Origin of the sequence: Paraburkholderia sp. BR10923 (assembly GCF_040948765.1) — a bacterium.
Taxonomy (GTDB): Bacteria; Pseudomonadota; Gammaproteobacteria; order Burkholderiales; family Burkholderiaceae; genus Paraburkholderia; species Paraburkholderia youngii.
On the sequence record NZ_JBFPKO010000005.1, the window covers coordinates 26,610 to 43,914 of the forward strand.

A 17,305-nucleotide genomic window follows, 5' to 3' on the forward strand; every position below is an offset into this window, starting at 1 on the left:
GAGTCAATATACCTTGGTGTCGGTTTGGGCCGGGTTATGTTGAAACGGCGGCTGAAACGGCCGGATTGATGGGCAACGTGAATTGAAAGATCGCACCGCGGTCGGGGTCGTTGCTCGCCCACAGGCGGCCGCCATGTGCCTCGACGATTGAATTGCAGATCGGCAGCCCCATGCCCATTCCGCTGGCCTTGGTCGTATAAAACGGCTCGAAGAGGCGCTCGAGGTTCTCCGGGGCGATACCCGGGCCGGAGTCGCGCACGGCCACGCGGACGACGCCTGGCTCGATCACCGCGGTGTCGATCGTCAATTCGCGCGGCCCTGTGTCAACCGCACTCATTGCATCGATGGCGTTGATAATGAGATTCAGGATCACCTGCTGTATTTGCACGCGGTCGCCCTTGACGGGCGGTAAATCCTCCGCAAGCCGCGGCCGCACGGAAACGCCGTTCCGGTTAGCCTCGCCGGACGTGAGCGCCATCACCTCGCGGATCGCTTCGTTGATCTCCACGATCTCATTGCTCATAGGGGCCTTGATGACAAGGCCATGAATCCGCTTGATCACCTCGCCCGCACGTCGCGCGTCACGGACGATGCGATCGAACGCCAGGCGGGCCTCCCCGACATTGGGTGGGTCGAGACCCAGGAAGCGCAGACCTGTCGACGCATTGATGGTCGTCGCAGCAATCGGCTGCTTCATTTCGTGGCTGATCGACGCTGCGAGTTGCCCAATGGCAGTGACGCGGTTCGCATGCGCGAGCTCGAGCTGCATCTGGCGCGCCTGAGCTTCCGCCCGTTTGAGCTCGCTCAGATCGAGCACAAACGCGATAGCTTGAGTCGCGTTCTCGCCGAGCATGGCAATGCCGACCAGCACCGGCACGCGGCTGCCATCCTTCCTGAAGTACTCTTTTTCGTAGGGCTGCAATATCCCGGTCTTCTCCAGCTTCTCCCATTCAACACCGCTGCGCTCGAGCCACTCAGGCGGCGTCAGGTCCCTCCATCTCAGACGCCCCACCAGCAGATCGTCATGGCCGTATCCCAACATACGAAGGAACGCGTCATTGGCTTCGAGGATCCGACCTTCGAGATCCCCGATCAAAATCCCGACGATGTTGGAATCGACGAGGCGCCGGATCTTTGCTTCACGTTCTGCAAGGTCACGGTAAAGGCGCGCGTTTTCCAATGCGATCGCCGCCTGCGACGCGAGCAGCTTCAGCAGGGCGATGCGCTTCGGAGCGAAGACGCCGGGCGTGAGGTTGTTCTCCAGGTAGAGCACACCGATCAGCCCGGCCTGCTTGAGCAACGGCAGACAAAGGACTGAGCGAGCGCATTTCTGGCGGAGATAGGGATCGTCGGAGAAGCGGTTTTCGGCTGAGGCATCGTCAATGATGACAGGTTCACGCGTGCTTGCGACGTAGCGCAAGAGCGAGTCCGGCAAGGCCACCGGTCTCGGTGGCTGTTGCTGCAATTGCACGATGACCCGGCCACCTTGAATGGTGGCTTCGGCCTCGACGCGCAGCAGGGCGCCCTGTGGAAGGATCAACAGACCGCGTTCGGCGCCAGCATGCTCGATTGCAGTCGTCATCAAGGACTTGAGCAGGTTTTCGAGCACCATTTCGCCTGAGATTGCCTGAGCCGTCTTCACGATGGTCGCGAGATCCAGTTGCTCGCCGCGTTCCTCGATGGTCACGCGTGAGACAGGCGCGGCTTCGGGTTTGCTCAAGGGGTAGAGCCGATCCAGTTGTTCGACCTTGCCGTGCGCGCCCCATTGGGAATAGCAGTCCCGCGCCTCACGCAAATAAGCGTACGCGGCGCGTTCGAGGCCAGCGGCAAAGCAGCATTGCGCAGCGAGCTCGTTGGCCAGTGCCTGGTCCTGGACGAATCCCTGCTCGCCTGCCGAGCGGGCTGCATGCTCATAGAACCGCATGGCCTGCATTGCGTGCCCGTTCAGACGGGCCAGTTCGGCGCGCAGCAGCAGATGCTTGTGCGCAAACGTGATCGGGCAGCTTTTCGCCCATCTTGCGAACGCCTCGATATTTGCGGTGATGTCCGCCTTGATCTGCGCTTGTCGATCAGATGATGCAGAGCCGTGAACCGCGGCGAGCGTGAGGGAATGATAAAGGCAGTAGTTCGCGAACTGGATGTGGCAGCGTCCGGACCAAAGCAGTGGTTTGGCCTTGTCGGCGCACGCGAGCGCCTTCTCAGGTTCGCCCAGCAGATAATGGCGCTGGATTTGCAAAATCCAGTGGAAACAGTTGACCACGGCAATGCCGCCTTCCGTGATCTGAGCATCGATCGCGGCGTCCTCCATCACCGTCGGGTCGCGGGTGCGGCCGCGAAGCCTCTGAATGAAATGTTGGATGCTGGACAGAATATCGTGCACGTGACGGAAGTGGATTCGTTTCACGAACTCGATTGCGTTGATCGAATCGAGCCACGCCTCATCGAGGCGATAGCCGCGTGCCAGAAGGTCCGTCAGCCGATGTTCGAGGCTGAAGCTGGCATAGATGACTTCGCCTGTTTCTTGCGCATGTCGCATGGCAGTATCGACGCACCCTAATGCGACCTCGATCGGTTGCGTCCAGAGAACCGCCATTTGCAAGAAAAAGTGCGCGGCCACTTGTTGAGCCGCGAAACTATGTTTCTCCGCGACGGCGACCGACAACCGGGCGAACGCCTCGCCGTCCCGGTATCGGTGGAAGTATGGACCTAGAAGAATGGAGATGAACGCATAGGCGATGACAGCCGATTCGGTCGTGCCGTATTGCAGCGTCACGACGACCATTCGGCAGGCAATCGTCTGGGCGAGGTTCATATCGGTGAAATAGGCGGTCTGCCCTAGCATATGGTAGATCTGCATGACCTCTCGCATCTCGGGGTCTTCCATCATCGGGAGGTCAAGGAGGTTTTCAATCGGGCGCGCGCCGAGGCGCATGAAGACGGCATCGTACTCTGCGGATAATTCGTCATCCGTAGGATGATCTGGCAAGTCGATGCCGAACATTTCCAGACATTCGCGAGCGGTTCTGACTGCGGACGCATTGTCGGCATTCACCAGCTGCAGGACCATCCTGAGCCGGTAGGCCTCGGCGCGGTGGATTTTCGATCGCGCTCGAAGCAATATGTCATCGATCCATCGGGTGGCTTCGCTGAAATGGGAGAGTAGAAACTCGCATTCGGCCCGTTCGAACCAGACGCTGAAGGTCAACTCGTAACAGTCGTCCCACCCTTGCTGCGAAAGCAGCGACGCAGCGGCCGCGAGATAATTGCAAGCCGAACGATACGCGGTCGAGGCCTTCGCCTTCTTCGCGGCATTGAGGTTGAGGGTCGCTGCGCGATGTTGTTCGGACCGTTCGATCATCAGCTCGGATCCATGATTCAACTGGTTCACGAGATCAAAAATCCTGGTCGTAATGTCCGCTTCATCGAGCTTCGACAAAAGCAGGCGGCCAATGCGCAAGTGATGCTCTGCGCGGGATTCGGTCGGAATCAGTGCATAGGCGGCTTCTTGCACCCGGTCATGGAGAAACTTGAAGCTGCGGTCCATGGACACGATCGCGCCGGCCCGGACGGCGTCGGCGAAATCCGCAAGGACTTTGGCCTCGGAGTCGCCCCAGACGCTCGCCAGGGTGCTGAAGTCCGCCTGGCTGCCGAGGCACGCCAGCAACTTCAACGCGTCCTGTGCACGAGGCGAGAGCCTCTGCAGTCTGCAGATCATCAGCTCTACGACGTTTTCGGTGAAGCCCTTCGCGTCGATGTACTCGAGATTCCACCGCCACGAGGCTGAATCAGGCTCGAACTCGAGAAGGCCTTCCTCAACGAGATTCGTCAATAACTGGCCCGCGAAGAATGGATTGCCGCCGGTTTTCCGGTGCAGCAGTCTGGCTAGAGGCAGGGCTTGCTCGCGCGTGCATCTGAAAGCGTCGCAAAGCAGTTCGCCGAAGTCCTCCGGCGAGAGCGGGCCGAGTACGATCTCATGCACCATGGTCCCGGCCTTGCGAATCGAACCGAGCATATCCATCAGCGGATGCCCGGTCGCGACTTCGTTGTCGCGATACGCGCCGATCAATAGCAAGTGGTGCGTGTCCGCATGGGTGATCAAATATTCGACCACGGTTAATGTGGCCGGATCGAGCCACTGCAGATCGTCCAGGAAAATCACGAGCGGATGCTCGGCGCGCGCGAACACGCCAACGAACTTTTGAAAGACGGATTGGAACCTCAACTGGGTTTCCAGTGGCGAGAGTATGGGAACGGGAGGCTGGGGCCCGATCAAGCTCGCGAGTTCGGGAATCAGATCGGTCAGCAATCGCCCGAGTTGGCCAACGGCTTCTGCGATCGCATCGCGCCAGCTCGCAATTTCGGCATCCTGGCCGTTCAGAATTTGTCGGATCAGTTCGGCAAATGCTTGCGCCAATGTTGAGTATGGGATGTCTCTCATGCGCAGGTCGAATTTTCCCGAGATGAAGATACCCCGGGGCAGCACGATCACCTTGTGCAACTCATTGACGACGGAGGATTTTCCAATTCCTGAGTAGCCGGATACGAGGACCAGCTCGCGCGTGCCTTGCACCGCAACGCGCTCGAATGCAGCCAGAAGCGTCGCGATTTCACTGCAGCGCCCGTAGAGCTTCTCGGGGATCAAAAGCTGTCGCGTTGTATCGTGCGTTCCGAGCGGGAAAGGATCGATCCGATGAGCGGCTTGCCATTCAGCCAGACATTTTCTGAGGTCCCACGCGAGGCCGGCCGCGGTTTGATAGCGATCCTCGGCGGGTTTCGACAGCAGTTTCATTACGATGGCCGAGAGCGGGGCAGGAATGCCTGAGACGCGCTCATCCGGCGCAGCGGGCTGTCGCGCGATGTGGCAGTGCACCCATTCCAGGGGATCCAGCGCAGTGAATGGAAGGGTTCCGGTCAACATCTCGTACAACGTGACCCCGAGCGCGTAGAGATCGCTGCGCGAATCGATCGACCGGTTCATCCGGCCGGTCTGCTCGGGCGCCATGTACGCGAGGGTTCCCGCAATCAATTCGGGATGTTCCGGGCTCTGGCGTTCGCGCGGGAGTCGCGAGGCGATGCCGAAGCCGGTGAGCCTAACCTCGCCCGTTGCGTCGTTCACCAGGATATGCGCCGGCTTGATGTCCTTGTGGATGAGGCCGCGCTGATGAGCCTTGCCCAAAGCAGTGACGATGTCAATGGCGAACTGCAGGAAGCGTTCCAGTCGAATGGGAGTGCCTATCAGCCGGTCGAGCGGAACGGCGCCCGAATCCTCCAGAACCAGCACGGCCTGACCGCCCTCAGACACTAGTTCGAGCGGCCGTACGGCCCAATCGCCGGAAAGCTCTTCCTTCAGTTCGTATTCGTGAGCCAGGCGTTCGAGGCTCGCGGGCGAGCAGCCGGTAGCCAAAGGTCGCAACTCCATGACCGAAGTCGGCGCGCCATCCGGGCTCAAGCGCGATGCGCGCGAGAAGATTCGCTCGCCATCCTCCCATAAGACCTGGCTGCTATCTGCAATCGAGTGGGACCGAGGCTCAGATGACATGCTCTGGAGGAATCGCTTTCGTGACGGAGGCCAAAGTCATGGTTTCCGTGTTTTGCAGCTCGGGCACCGCAATAAGAGGGCGATAGACGGCATCGCCTGCGCGAGTGACTTGCCCGCTCAGTGTTCGAATAGATTCCGCTTTTGTGCGCAGCGCAACGTCGCCAGAACGGTTCGCCTTAGCGGCACGCTGCCGCATCGCTCCCATGCGACGGTGGCGGGCAAGCGGCTTTAGCAGTGCAACCAGCTCGTTCACATGACCGAGCACCTTACCGATGATGTCATGGTCCGCAGACATTTGTCGGGTTATGCCGTATGACCGTTGATTCGAATGGTAGCAGAAGCATAAAGGCACTTCTGCGCGAGAGAACACCTGGCGTAGAGCTTCTCCGTCTCGCGACTTATGCAGTCACTGAAAAAATTCATCGATTGCATGAGAGGTGAGCTATTTCGGGCAGTGGACGCTCGGTCAGAGAGGGAGACTGCGATTGTTTGCAACGCGGCGAAAAGCTCGCCAAGTCGGAGCGCGGTTTCTTTGGCGCGGGCGCTTCGGCATCGGTTGGGTCGTAACGCCACGCGAGTGCGGATCGGGCGAACGCCTGTTGTTCGTCGCGATCGAGCGTCATGGCGCGCATGCCTTCCTTTTGCTCGTGGATCAGGTCGAAGCCCTCAAGGACGTCGAAAGCGCCATTGATCACGTTCTGGATGACGTTCCTTTGTGTGGCACGCGGATATCGGCGACGTTCTCGCCCGCGACCATGCCGTTCTGGCAGACAAACCGGAATGTGCCCGCCAGCATCTGGTAAGTGCTGGGTGCCGTCGTGCGAGTTCAGCAGCACGATTTCGTCGGCTTCCTCGCCGGGGATCTGGTCGGCGTGGCGAAGCCGCAGCATGTGTTTGGTGAATTCGCGCTTGCCCTGATCGCGTACGCGGGTCTGGCAGATCATGAACGGCTGAAAGCCTTCGTTGCGCAGGCCGCGGAGCACATCGATGGTGGAAATGTAGGTGTAGCGCTCGGAGCGGCTTTCGTGCTTGCCGTCCGCGAAGATGGAAGGGGCAACGTGGGGAATCTGGTCGTCCGAAAGCGGCGAGTCAGCGCGCAGCATCGGGGACCCGTAATGGAAAGAGGAAGCGAGTTGCATGGCAATCTCCACAGTCAAGGGTGAGGACCTGAACCGGGCGAGGGGAGGTGTCTTGCTATTGCGGCTGGACACTTCCCGGTGGAACTCGGGGTTGGCGTTGCTACCGCCTGGCTCCCGGGTTCCCGCCCGTGCGACTGGAGGAGCCGATCGCGCGCGTGTGTCAAGGAAAAAGGCGAGGGAGGGGTGCGGGCAACACGGTCCCTTGCCCCTTGATGCGCGCCCGCTATCGGCTACTGTGGCGGGTCAAGGGCGGGAGGCTGGGAGCGGGGTGCATGCCATGCCTCGGGTTGACCGGGCCTGCAGGTGTGGTCCTACGGCGCGGCCGCGTAGACCACCCCTCGCTAAAAAGCGACGGGGTTGACTGCTGCGCCCGGAGTTGATGACCGACAACCGGCGCCATCAGGTGATTTACAACCGTGCGCGGCGGCAGGCCAGGATGGCACCTCGAGCAGCCGGATTGATGGCGGTCGTGCGGTCCGCGGCTCCACGGCCAAGCGGCCGTGCGGCCTCTCCTAGCGAAGGGATCGGGAACTTGCTGATACCGCGACGTGGGGCCGGTCTTCGGCCACAGCGGTAGTTGGTCCCTCAAAGTATCAGCGGCTGATATGGGGTCCTCAGCTGACGACGGTATCGGGCCGGTCTGGGCAAGCGGCAGCTTCAGTTGACGTCGAGCGGCTGTGCACGACCTCAGAGCCTCCGTGAGAGTGCTCCCATCAGAACGGGCCGTTGTCAGAGCCTCAACCGACGTTCGCTCATGGTTCTGTCGCTGACCGGCAACCGGGCGTCACGTTGAGCATCGACTGATTCTCAGCGCAGGCGTCCGCCCCGCACCGCATCCTTTTGTATCCCGCCGTATCTACACCGGTCAGGGATACGCACGCTTACGTACAGCCGACTTTCTGACATCAGCGGGATACGCTCACCCGCTCAAATACGCCATCGCTGTCCCAGAGCTTCGGAAGTCACATCTGTCCAACTGCCATGACATGGCCCAGCGATTCCAAGCTAAGTTATTCGGACTTTCTCTACTTGGGGATCAACTAGTGAGAACGCAAATGAACATGCTGATCAAAACGCTTGCCGCAGTTACGGCTGGTGCCGTGCTCGCAACGAACGCCTTCGCCCAGAGCACCGGGGAGGTCGGGATCGCTTCACCGTACGCCGCCGTCAAAAACGAGCCCCAGCCCAAACTGATCGTGGATCCCACGCCGCTTCCGGCAGGGTTGGCCCACGGGATCGTCTGAATCCAATATCGGGTGGAGAACGTGCATATCGTTCCGGTGTTCGGGGCAGCCGCGCTTACCGTGTCTCCACGAATCGGGCATCTGCACGTACACATCGACGATTTACCTTGGGGTTGGGTAGAAGCGAATGATGTCAATACAATCAGCGTCGCGGGTCTGGCACCCGGCCAGCACAAGATGCTCGTGGAGTTGGTCGACGCTCAACATCACGTATTCGCTGATTGCACGGAGTGCCGGCAGACGGTGACGTTCACGGTCCCTGAGGGCACGCCTCATTCGCACTGAAGGGCTGTGAAGACCCTCTTCGCTGGTTCCTCGCGAATGACGTCCAACGCATCGTGAATTATGAGCGTTCTACCCGATGACTGAGTGTTCTTCTTTGACATGGGACGGCCCGTCACAAGGCAGAGCGCGCGCCCGAATGTCGAACCGTCAACGTATGCGGGCGGCCGATTGTGGCCGCTTGCACTCGCTGGAGCATGACGCTGTCCAGCGGCCATCCGCGCGAATGTTTCCAGTCCGTGTCGCGCAATCAGGAACACATCGCCGCCGCGCGAGCTGATCTGGCCGAGATTGATCACTGCTGCGTTCGATTTGCCCGACAGTGTGAGCGCTCCGACACTTGCGTGCTGGAGCGCTTCGCATTTACGCGCGCAAGGGCCTTAACCCCGTACGCACTTCATTCGCGAAGATCATCGGTTCTTCCCACGCGGCAAAGTGCCCGCCAGTTTCGGGCTTGTTGAAGTAAATCAGGTTGTGATATGCCTTTTCGGTCCAACTCTTCGGCGCCTGGTAGTTCTCTCCCGGAAACGCGCTCACAGCGGCGGGCACATTGACGTCTGCCGCGAGGAAGAAGTTCGCGTGCGATTCCCAATAAAAGCGAGCCGCCGAAACCCCGGTATTGGTGAGCCAATAGAGTGTGATGTCGTCGAGCACGTCGTCGCGCGTGAGCGCACCTGCGGCATGACCGTTGACGGGATGACCGAGCACTGCCGCGCTCAACGCCGCAGCGGGCTGGCCGTAGCCATCGCCATGATCGAGCAGCCAGGACTCCAGCGCGACCGGCGAGTCGGCGAGTCCGTACAGCGTCTGCGGGCGTGTGCCCATTTCGAATGCGTAGCCGCGCTTCTTCTTGAAGTTCGCGCTCAACTGTTCATACGCGTGCTGCTCCTCGTCCGATAAGCCGGCAGGCATCGCGTCGCCCGCGGCCAGCGACTTCAGAACCTCTGCAGGAACGGAAGCAGGGAAGTTCACGTGAATCCCCATCAGTTCGGGCGGCGCCTGTTTAGCCATGATGTTCGTCACGATGCCGCCGAGATCGCCTCCCTGCGAGGCAAATCGTTGATAGCCCATTGGGTGTTGCGCTGCGCATGAAGTGCGCGACGTGCAGCTTCACGAAGTCATGCGTGCCCGTAGGTTTGCGTCCCGGCGCCCGGTTCGCGATCGCGTATCTGACCGGATGAACGTATCCCGCTTGTGTCTGAAAGTTGTATGCGGGTAAGGGCGCGCATCCAATCTGTTTGCAGATACTCTCGGGTACAAAACGGAGATGGGGGGCGAGAGAGGGAAGGGAGTGACCACTGGGGTGCGTAACGTCGTGACGTCTCAGTCGCCTTTGCTGTCCGGCTCGGCTTCCATATTCATTGCGCCACGCGAAGACCTCATTCGATATTCACTCGGAGACAATCCGGTCTTGCGCTTGAACAATTGTCGAAATGTGCTGATATCGCCATAACCGACACGTTGGCTCACGGCCTCGAGTCCAATTGGGCGCGTTTCCAGCAGGCGTTTCGCGACCTCGATGCGCAGGTTTTGCAAATACGTCAACGGTGCCAGCCCGACGGCTTCCTTGAAACGGCGATTGAGCGTGCGTTCGCTGACAGCAAGCGATGCCGCCAGATCGCTCAACCGGAATCCCTGCTGCAGTGTAGCCTCCATCTGCTGCTGGGCGCGCGCGACGAGCGTGTCGGTATGCCCATGTTCTTCGAGAAGCGTTGCGAAGGAAGCCTGCGAAGTGCGGTTCATGTCGATCAATAGCGCCTTCGCGGTCATCGTAGCGAGTTCTTCGCCGGCGAATGTTTCGACGAGCCGCACAGCGAGATTCAGATACGAGGTCACGGAGCCTCCCGAGATGATGCCGTCTTGCGCGATCAGCAGTTCGTTTGCGCGAACTTCGACGCGCGGATAGCGGCGCGCAAAGTCCGACGCTCTCGCCCAGTGCGTCGTTGCGGCGCGGCCATCCAGCAGGCCGGCCTCGGCGAGCAGGTAATTCGCCGTGCAAAAAGCCGCCAGGACAGCGCCTGCCTTGCGTTGGCGCCGCAGCGCGGAAGACAGTTCGTTCAAATGCTCGCGGCGCCCGATGAACTCGTCGATGTTCGAGAAAAACGGTGCCGTCAGCAAAACGGCGTCCGCCCGTTTGCGCGGGTCGATCTTGCCGTCGACGTGAATGGTCTGACCCGACGCAGACCTGACGGGATGACCGTCGAGCGATTCCACGCGCCATACGAACAGGGGCGCGGATGTCGTTCCCGGTGCAGTCTTGCGCGCATGGAACTGATTAGCGGCGCTGAAGACGTCGACAGGGCCCGCGACGCCGGACGCGAGGATGCCGTCATAGACCCAGATGCGCACGATAGCCATAAGCGTGTCCGAAATTCCACGAATAATGGCGATGCTGCCACTTTTGGGCGAACCGGTAAACCCTGATCATGGCCACATTCCATGAACTGAAAGCAGGAGCAGCGCCATGCCAATGATCGATGCACTGTGGCCCGAGGATGCCTTGACGTCCGAAGCCGAAGCGCGCCTCGTCAGGGAACTGACCGACATCCTCATCAGGGCCGAAGGGTACGATCCCGCCAGCCACGTCGCGCCGCGCGTCTGGGTCTTCCCAACCGAGATACCCGATGGCGCTTGGGGTACGGGCGGCGCAATCTGGATGCTGCCCGATATTCATGCGCTGCTGGCGGGCGATTCGGAGCGCGACGCAGGCGTCGCCCGGCTTGCCCGACGCCGCCTCGAAAAAGCGCGCATTACGCTCGAAGCGGCGCTCAATGCCGCCAGCGCAGGCATTGCGAGCAAATCGTCACTGGAGCGCCCGGCATGAAATTCAATGACACAGCCCCCGTAATGGCACCCGCAGGCGGTCCGCCGCTCTGGCTGACGAACCTCGCTGAAAACGCGACGCTCGAGGCCTCCGTGCTGAAGCGTCCGATCGAAGGACGAGCCGATATTCTCTCCGTGATCAAACACGCGGTCTCACTCTACGAATTCCAGCAACACAGCTATAAGGGCGCGATTGGCGATAGTTTGTATATGGAGTCCTATCGCTCGCAGATCCAGGGTATGCCGATCGAGACGGTGGTCGTCGCGCACATGAACGAGCACGGCGAGACGGAGTCCGTGGTCATTAGTCATCGCCCGCTCAACGCGGTGCTGCTGTTTTCGAAACTTATGTGGGAGCGCGTCGATGAGCGCTTTCGTGATCGCTATCTGAGCGGACCGGAAGCAGCGGCACTGAATAAGGTATCGGACGCGGCCTCACGCGAGGACGGCTGCACTGGAGCGACTTCTCGATGACAGATGCTCCTGATGGCGTACGCGAACGCTATCGCACGACCGATCTGATCGAGCGGCTGAAAACTGCAGTCACAGACGGTGTTCGAGGCCGTGCGATGAAACGGCTTCTTCTTAACTTGACGACAGCCACTGTGCTGATCGCTTCTGCTGGAGTTTCCATGGCCCACACCACTCCGATGCCAGCCACGCCGACCACGAAGATACTAGCGATTGGTACTTTTCCACCGGGCACGGACATGCAGCTTGTCCAAGACATTCTTCCGTCCGAAGCTCGCGAGACGGCGCAACTCTACCTCGAGGGCAAGATTGATCAGTGGTATTCACTGCAAGACCGGGCTGGGGTGGCGTTCATTTTGAACGTTAACGACGTGAGTCAAGCGCATGAAATGCTCGAGGCACTTCCATTGGGGAAAGCGCACTTGATGACATTCTCGCTGCTCCCAATAGGCCCACTGAAGCCGTTGGGTAAGCTTTTGAATTCGCCTTCGCCCCAGTAGAAAGCGCTGGAGCGTACAGGGCCGCTGCGCCACCGCTTTGGGGCGCCCCGAGGAATTCCGAAGCAACGAAGCGCCTTTAGCTGGCGCAATTTCGCACTAAACGAGAGTGACGATCATGTTCAAACTAGTTACGAAGCCGACAGTCTTCCCCGCAGTAGCTGTGGGCGGTGCCGCATGCCAGATTGTGCCGGCATCATCCTCGTCGGCGCCGAAGGTTGAGGTCGGCGAGTTGCAGGTCAATCCCGACATCAAGCTGCGTCATATGGTCTATCGGCCCGCGCATCGCAAGGGTACGGTGTTGTTGCTGCACGGCTTCCCGGAGACGATGTATGCGTGGAAGCCAATCGCGGAATCCCTGTCGAGCGACTACGAGGTGCATGCTTTTGACTGGCCTGGCTACGGGCAGTCTTCGCGTCCAGGCGCCGATCGCTTCGGCTACGCGCCGTTGGATTATGCGCATGTGCTCGCAGACTATGTCCGCACGTCCGGCATCGACAGTTCGAAGCTTGTGATTTATGCGACCGATATCGGGGCCCTGCCTGCGCTGCTGGCGGCATTGGAGCAACCGGATATCGCCAGCGAGATCATCGTGGGTGACTTTGCCCCGTTCAACCGTCCACAGTACATGTACGAAAGCCTGCAGGGCCTGAAGTCAAAGCCTTCGTCCGACGCCGTGCGTGCTGCGATGAACAAGAACCGTGACGAAATCCTGGCAAACACATTCTTCCGCGGCATGTCGGCGGAGGAGCGCTACGCGTTGCCGCGGGAGTTCACGGACGATATGGCGAAAGGTTGGGGCGGTGATGTCACGTCGGCAGATGCGTTCTTCCACTATTACTCCCATTTCACCCGCGACCAGGACTACTTCGAAGCGAATATGGCAAAGCTGAAGATCCCCGTGAAGGTCGTGTGGGGTGAGCAGGATATCTATATCAAGAAGGAAATGGGCGTTGAGTATGCGAACCGTAACGGCTTAAAGCTTTCGATTCTCCCTAAACTCGGCCATTTTCCGCATCTGCAAGCGCCTGAGCAGACAGTGGACGAAGTTCGGGCCGCGTTTAGCGCGGGCAGCAATCCTGTCAGTGACTAGTGGGAATGCGCGAGTGATGCACACGCGCTTCCCGACACCGCGGTGGCCTCGTTTGCCGCGCTTTCGGTCGCGCAATCCGAAAAGATGCTCCAGACAGCGATCCGCGAAGTGTCCGGCATGCCCGCCGACGTCCGGGCTTTTTCACGCTCGATCGGAAAGCGCGCTGCCCGCGCTTGAGCGGTTCGTTGCTGCTAGAAACGGCTTGCGCCCTGGCCAGCGTTGGCGTGATAACCACGCCCGAGCGAGTGGCAGAAGTGAAGCCTCGCCGATTTCGCGCCCGCGCATCCCTGTCACCTCACCGACGACGCAAATGTTCGTCCCGTTCGAATAGTTCCACGAGCCAGTCGATGAAGACGCGCACTTTCGCGCTCAGATAACGGTTGGGTGCGTAGATCACATGCACGGGGATAATCGGTTGCCGCCAATCCACGAGGAGAGGCACGAGTTTGCCCGCCACGATTGCGTCGCGCACCGAGTAGGTCGGCGCCTGGATGACGCCGAGACTGGCGAGGCCAGCCGCGAGATATGCATTCGTATCGTTGACGACGAGCCGATGACTCAAGTGGAGTCCCTTTTTTCCGATCGTCATACAAAAACGGGAACGACGGGGGGTAGCCTGCGGTGGACGGAATCATGCCGATCGTCGGCAGATTGCATAACTCGTCCGGTGATGCCGGCGCGCCGTGCGCGTCGAGCAGCGCGGGCGTCGCGCATGTAGTGAAACCGAAACTGCCGATCTGCCGGGCCACCATGAACTGCTCGTCGACCGTGCCGGCGCGGATCGCGCAGTCGAAGCCTTCGGCGATCAGATCGGCGCGTTCATTGCCGACTTCGAGTTCGATTCCGATCTCGGGATAGGTGCGGTAAAAGTCGTCGAGAGCCGGGACCACCACGAGCGCGCCGATTGCCGTCGCCGCCTCCACACGCAGTCGGCCCGACGGTTTCATCCGTGCATGCGTGGTCGACGATTCGATATCCGCGAGTTCCGCAAGCAGGCGCACGACGCGCTCATAGTAGATCGCGCCTTCCGGGGTGACCGTGACCGAGCGCGTCGTGCGGTGCAGCAGACGGACCTTCAGTTCTTCTTCCAGCTTCTGGATGAGCCGCGTCAGCGACGCATTCGGCATGTCGAGTGTTTCCGCTGCCTTCGTGAACGTGCCGGCTTCCACCACACGGACGAAGGCGTTCATCGCGGCGATGCGGTCCATGATCGGCGTCTCCGTTATATAAGGAAGACGCCATTAGACCGCAAATCGCGAGCCCCGCTGCTATTGACCGGTGAAGTCCATGACCGGCCTCGGACGTCCGGCCTTCAGCGCCTCGACGGCGGAACGGATGCCCCGCTGTGCGTCGTCGGATTCGAACAAGGGCATCGCAATGTCGAACATCGCTTCGTCAGCGGCCGCGACACCGCCCCCCGCCCACGCGCGCAGCAGCGCCTTGTGCGCGGCATAGGCGCGCGTGGGGCCGTGTGCGAGCTTGCGCGCGAAATCGGAAGCAGCCTTCAGCAGATCGGCGTCGGCAACGACGCGATTGACGATGCCAAAGCGTTCCATCGTCGCGGCCGGGACTTTCTCCGACGTCAACGCCCACTCGGATGCACGCGATCGGCCCGCGCGCTCCGCGACCCGATAGATGCCGCCGAGCACAGTGACGATGCCGAGCGTCTGTTCGGGATGGCCGAACGTCGCGGATTCGCCCGCGAAAATCACGTCCGCGCGCAGCGCGAGTTCGAAGCCGCCGCCGAAGCACAGCCCTTGCACAGCGGCGACGACCGGCACCGGAAGACGCTCGAAGCGGTTAAACACGGACATGTAGTGCTCGAAGCGCGCACGCAGTTCACGCACGTTCGCATCGGGCCACGTCATGATGTCGCCGCCGAACGAGAAGTTTTCGCCTTCGTTGCGCACGAGCACAGCGCGCGCGTCGCTGCGCTCGATCGCGGTGACTGCTGCGGCCAGCTCGTCGATCATCTGGTCGTCGATGCGATTTTGCGGAGGGCGGTCGATGACGATCGTCGCGAGCCCTTCGTCGAAATGGACAGTCAGGTGAGCCATGGAGAGATCCTTTGTCGTGGGGATGGACGTTAGGCGAGGTGATGTTTGAACCACTCGACAGCGGCTTCGCTGGAAAGGCGGAACTGCGACAGATACGGGTCGAAGTGTCCACCTTCGATCGTCACGAGCCGCTTGGGCTGCAGCGCGCATTCGTAGGCTGCGAGTTCGAGGTCGGTCAACGTGATCGTGTCGCTCGTCGCGACCACCATCAACAGCGGCGTTGGCGAAACGCGCGCGATCCATTGGCCCGGCTCGTACATTCGTGCGGCACGCGTCGAGCGAACCGTTACGTTGTTTTCCCAGGCTCCATCCGGCAGCGGCTGCAAATAAAATTCGAGCGCGTCTTTCGCCCGATACGACGCGGCAACTGCGGGATCGCTACTGACGACCGCCTGACGCCGCGGCGGCTCGCCGCGCAATTGCGCGCGATCGTCATCGGCGAACGCTTCTTCGAGGGCGGCGACATTCTCCGGCGCAATGCGGCGCAGCCCCTGTTCGTAGCCGCTGATCGTCGGTACTTGCGCGACGACGCAGCGCAGCCGACGCTCGGTCGCGCCGAGCACGATCGCGTGACCGCCCGCGTAGCTCGTGCCCCACAGGCCGATCCGCTTCGGATCGACGACGTCAAGCGTTTCGAGGAAGCTGATCGCGCGCCGCCAGTCCGCGATCTGACGCCACGGATCGATGTCGTGACGGGGCGTGCCTTCGCTCGCGCCGAAGCCGCGATGGTCGTGCAGCAACACCACGAAACCGGCTTCCGCGAAAGCGCGCGCGAACGGTTCGAGTCCGTGTTCCTTCACTCCCGCGTAGCCATGTGCCATCGTGATCGCGGGGCGGCGTCCGTCGCCGGCGGGAACGAACAGCCAGCCGCGCAGCTTGACGCCGCCGTCCACTTCGAATTCAACGTCGGTACGTTTCACCATTTCAATCTCCAGGGAATGTGACTCAGCGCGCGGATTACGCGCTGCGATAAAAGAGGCTCGCGTCGACCACGCCTTGCAAACGATGGCCGAGTTCAGCCGAGAATCTGAGCGCACCGCCGAGCGGACGATGATGGATCGCCACGTGCACGATCTTGCCTTGCGGATTCGTCGTCAGGACGGTAATGCCGCGCATCTGTTCGCCGCCGAAGGCCTGCACTTCCCATTCGAGGTAATCGCGCAGCCCGCTGTGTGCCTCGTGCGTGAAGGAGAGCGACTCATAGATCCGGCTCGCGGTGGTCATGACGGTCTTGACCTGATCGATGCCGACGACCGGCTTCGCGAGCACACTCGCTTCGAGCATCACATCGGGCGAGAACGTCTCGGCGAACGCATCGGCGGATTTCTGCCCGAACGCGCGGGTCCATCCTTGCGGCGACACCGGCACGTCTGGAGCGTTCAGCCCTGCCCCGTTGGCCTCGATGTTCGCGAGAAAAGATCCGACGGCATGCGCGATCGCGGCGGGTTGCTCGACGTGCGGCCAGTGACCGGCGCGCTCGATCGATGTGACGTGCGGTGCCCTGAAACGTGGCGTTACGCCGAGCGAGATCATTTCGGCCGTGGCGAAGGTGTCTCCATCGCCGCGGATGATCAGCACCGGGCCGAGGTATCGCGAAGGGTTCGCACCCGTCGGATGGCCTTCGTTCCAAAGGTCGGCGAAGGTGCCTGTCGCGTTTGCATCGACACGGTCGCCCAGTTGACCAAGCTGCTCGAGTTGAGCGTCGTCGAGATTCACCGACACGTTGCGACGTAACTCGCGTTGCGCGACCGGATCGCCGCCGAGCGCATGGAACCCGCGCATCGCTTCGGCCGGCAGACGGGTGCCGCGCAACGGTACCGGCGTCAGAAGCACGAGGCCTCGTACCTGCTCGTTTAGCCGTACCGCGACGAGTTCGGCGATCTGCGCTCCCATGCTATGACCGATCAGCACCACCGGCCGCGACAGCGCGCGGATCTGCGTCGTGATGTCCGCGGCGAAACTATCGAGACTGTATGGGCCGGGGTCGGCGGCGCGGGCCCCCATTCCCGGTAGATCAACGCACAGTGCGCCGGATGCGCGCTCGCCGAGATGCTGCGCGAGGTCGTCCCAGACTGCGGCACCGTCGAGGAATCCGTGGATAAACACGAGCAAGGGCCGGCTCGGATGAGTGGGATTCATGGATGTTCCCTGTCAGGCTGT

General features: G+C 61.0%; 11 protein-coding genes and 4 pseudogenes. 5 read left to right on the forward strand and 10 right to left on the reverse strand.

Annotation, left to right across the window (positions count from 1 at the left end; translation table 11 throughout):
* Positions 1-34 precede the first annotated feature (34 nt).
* The 3 genes and pseudogenes from AB3X94_RS10880 to AB3X94_RS10890 form a co-directional block, all read right to left on the reverse strand.
* Positions 35-5,419: an AAA family ATPase gene (locus AB3X94_RS10880; RefSeq protein WP_368611511.1), complete on the reverse strand. Its 5,385-nt coding sequence runs from the start codon at positions 5,417-5,419 to the stop codon at positions 35-37.
* Positions 5,420-5,528: 109 nt separating this feature from the next.
* Positions 5,529-5,834, reverse strand: coding sequence for a hypothetical protein (locus tag AB3X94_RS10885; RefSeq protein WP_368611512.1), 306 nt, complete (start codon positions 5,832-5,834; stop codon positions 5,529-5,531).
* A gap of 244 nt (positions 5,835-6,078) precedes the next feature.
* Positions 6,079-6,678: pseudogene (locus tag AB3X94_RS10890) on the reverse strand (DUF932 domain-containing protein); the annotation flags it as partial.
* 1,061 nt (positions 6,679-7,739) lie between these two features.
* On the opposite strand from AB3X94_RS10890, the pseudogene AB3X94_RS10895 reads away from it, so the two are divergent.
* Positions 7,740-8,207, forward strand: a pseudogene (locus tag AB3X94_RS10895) (DUF6130 family protein).
* A gap of 360 nt (positions 8,208-8,567) precedes the next feature.
* Here AB3X94_RS10895 and AB3X94_RS10900 read toward each other — a convergent pair.
* Both AB3X94_RS10900 and AB3X94_RS10905 read right to left on the reverse strand, forming a co-directional pair.
* A pseudogene (locus tag AB3X94_RS10900) lies at positions 8,568-9,275 on the reverse strand (epoxide hydrolase); the annotation flags it as partial.
* 252 nt (positions 9,276-9,527) lie between these two features.
* Positions 9,528-10,562, reverse strand: a complete 1,035-nt coding sequence (locus AB3X94_RS10905; protein WP_368611513.1) for a GlxA family transcriptional regulator — start codon at positions 10,560-10,562, stop codon at positions 9,528-9,530.
* 106 nt (positions 10,563-10,668) lie between these two features.
* Here AB3X94_RS10905 and AB3X94_RS10910 point away from each other — a divergent pair, with 106 nt between their 5' ends.
* From AB3X94_RS10910 to AB3X94_RS10925, 4 genes are all read left to right on the forward strand, one after another.
* Positions 10,669-11,028, forward strand: a complete 360-nt coding sequence (locus AB3X94_RS10910; protein WP_368611514.1) for a 4-oxalocrotonate tautomerase family protein — start codon at positions 10,669-10,671, stop codon at positions 11,026-11,028.
* Entirely contained in the window at positions 11,025-11,501 is a 477-nt protein-coding gene (locus AB3X94_RS10915) for a hypothetical protein (RefSeq protein WP_176106252.1), read from the forward strand. Before AB3X94_RS10910 ends, AB3X94_RS10915 begins: the two co-directional genes overlap by 4 nt.
* Positions 11,498-11,998 carry a hypothetical protein gene (locus AB3X94_RS10920; RefSeq protein ID WP_246391856.1) on the forward strand — a complete coding sequence of 167 codons (501 nt, stop codon included), beginning with the start codon at positions 11,498-11,500 and terminating at the stop codon, positions 11,996-11,998. The genes AB3X94_RS10915 and AB3X94_RS10920 overlap by 4 nt, the downstream gene beginning before the upstream one ends.
* A gap of 115 nt (positions 11,999-12,113) precedes the next feature.
* Positions 12,114-13,088: an alpha/beta fold hydrolase gene (locus AB3X94_RS10925; protein WP_176106251.1), complete on the forward strand. Its 975-nt coding sequence runs from the start codon at positions 12,114-12,116 to the stop codon at positions 13,086-13,088.
* A gap of 295 nt (positions 13,089-13,383) precedes the next feature.
* Here the strand turns inward: AB3X94_RS10925 and AB3X94_RS10930 are convergent, their stop codons facing one another.
* The 5 genes and pseudogenes from AB3X94_RS10930 to AB3X94_RS10950 all read right to left on the reverse strand — a co-directional run bounded on the left by AB3X94_RS10930 (position 13,384) and on the right by AB3X94_RS10950 (position 17,284).
* The gene (locus AB3X94_RS10930) at positions 13,384-13,677 is read right to left on the reverse strand and encodes a LysR substrate-binding domain-containing protein (RefSeq protein ID WP_368611704.1); all 294 of its coding nucleotides are present in this window, start codon (positions 13,675-13,677) and stop codon (positions 13,384-13,386) included.
* Between the two features lie 103 nt (positions 13,678-13,780).
* Positions 13,781-14,296: pseudogene (locus AB3X94_RS10935) on the reverse strand (LysR family transcriptional regulator); the annotation flags it as partial.
* A gap of 60 nt (positions 14,297-14,356) precedes the next feature.
* The gene (locus AB3X94_RS10940) at positions 14,357-15,145 is read right to left on the reverse strand and encodes an enoyl-CoA hydratase/isomerase family protein (protein ID WP_368611515.1); all 789 of its coding nucleotides are present in this window, start codon (positions 15,143-15,145) and stop codon (positions 14,357-14,359) included.
* Between the two features lie 29 nt (positions 15,146-15,174).
* Entirely contained in the window at positions 15,175-16,068 is an 894-nt protein-coding gene (locus AB3X94_RS10945) for an alpha/beta hydrolase (protein ID WP_368611516.1), read from the reverse strand.
* Positions 16,069-16,102: 34 nt separating this feature from the next.
* The gene (locus tag AB3X94_RS10950) at positions 16,103-17,284 is read right to left on the reverse strand and encodes an alpha/beta fold hydrolase (protein WP_368611517.1); all 1,182 of its coding nucleotides are present in this window, start codon (positions 17,282-17,284) and stop codon (positions 16,103-16,105) included.
* Between the last annotated feature and the right edge of the window lie 21 nt (positions 17,285-17,305).

What these genes read in the sequence shown, in the direction of transcription:
- AB3X94_RS10880 (WP_368611511.1), bottom strand. Translation starts at nt 5,419, where the DNA reads ATGGAGTTGCGACCTTTGGCTACCGGCTGCTCGCCCGCGAGCCTCGAA.
- AB3X94_RS10885 (WP_368611512.1), bottom strand. Translation starts at nt 5,834, where the DNA reads ATGTCTGCGGACCATGACATCATCGGTAAGGTGCTCGGTCATGTGAAC.
- AB3X94_RS10905 (WP_368611513.1), bottom strand. Translation starts at nt 10,562, where the DNA reads ATGGCTATCGTGCGCATCTGGGTCTATGACGGCATCCTCGCGTCCGGC.
- AB3X94_RS10950 (WP_368611517.1), bottom strand. Translation starts at nt 17,284, where the DNA reads ATGAATCCCACTCATCCGAGCCGGCCCTTGCTCGTGTTTATCCACGGA.
- AB3X94_RS10940 (WP_368611515.1), bottom strand. Translation starts at nt 15,145, where the DNA reads ATGGCTCACCTGACTGTCCATTTCGACGAAGGGCTCGCGACGATCGTC.
- AB3X94_RS10930 (WP_368611704.1), bottom strand. Translation starts at nt 13,677, where the DNA reads ATGACGATCGGAAAAAAGGGACTCCACTTGAGTCATCGGCTCGTCGTC.
- AB3X94_RS10910 (WP_368611514.1), top strand. Translation starts at nt 10,669, where the DNA reads ATGCCAATGATCGATGCACTGTGGCCCGAGGATGCCTTGACGTCCGAA.
- AB3X94_RS10945 (WP_368611516.1), bottom strand. Translation starts at nt 16,068, where the DNA reads ATGGTGAAACGTACCGACGTTGAATTCGAAGTGGACGGCGGCGTCAAG.
- AB3X94_RS10925 (WP_176106251.1), top strand. Translation starts at nt 12,114, where the DNA reads ATGTTCAAACTAGTTACGAAGCCGACAGTCTTCCCCGCAGTAGCTGTG.
- AB3X94_RS10915 (WP_176106252.1), top strand. Translation starts at nt 11,025, where the DNA reads ATGAAATTCAATGACACAGCCCCCGTAATGGCACCCGCAGGCGGTCCG.
- AB3X94_RS10920 (WP_246391856.1), top strand. Translation starts at nt 11,498, where the DNA reads ATGACAGATGCTCCTGATGGCGTACGCGAACGCTATCGCACGACCGAT.